The sequence below is a fragment of the Microbulbifer sp. 2205BS26-8 genome (genome assembly GCF_030731025.1).
Taxonomy (GTDB): Bacteria; Pseudomonadota; Gammaproteobacteria; order Pseudomonadales; family Cellvibrionaceae; genus Microbulbifer; species Microbulbifer spongiae.
In genome coordinates, this window is record NZ_JAVAMR010000225.1 from 1 (window position 1) to 308 (window position 308).

General features: G+C 51.6%; 1 protein-coding gene. It reads right to left on the minus strand.

Annotated elements, in window-relative coordinates; translation table 11 throughout:
* Positions 1-46: 46 nt before the first annotated feature.
* Positions 47-238: a transposase gene (locus tag Q5Y71_RS17350; RefSeq protein WP_306043316.1), complete on the minus strand. Its 192-nt coding sequence runs from the start codon at positions 236-238 to the stop codon at positions 47-49.
* Positions 239-308: the final 70 nt, after the last annotated feature.

Genomic DNA, 308 nt, shown 5'->3' on the forward strand with positions numbered 1-308 from the left:
AAAACAACCGCATTTCAACCAACTTTGTTCGTTGTTCAGAGCTGTGTTAAGCCCGGGCAGGAGCTCGCGGATCATGGTCAACATCCGCGACGGAGCGAGCCAAGTCCAGGTGCCGGTCGCACTCTCTCACAAGTAGCAGGCCGGCATTGGAGGTCAAATTGCCACCAGTGAAATCTGCGGTGATTTTGCGGCGGGAAAAGGATGAAAATCGGAGTTCAGGTTGGTAGCATTCTGTCACGGCGGAATTTCTTATTGGACTGTCTTGTACACCCGTAATGATAAGACTTTCCGCCGTTCTTGTGTCTGGA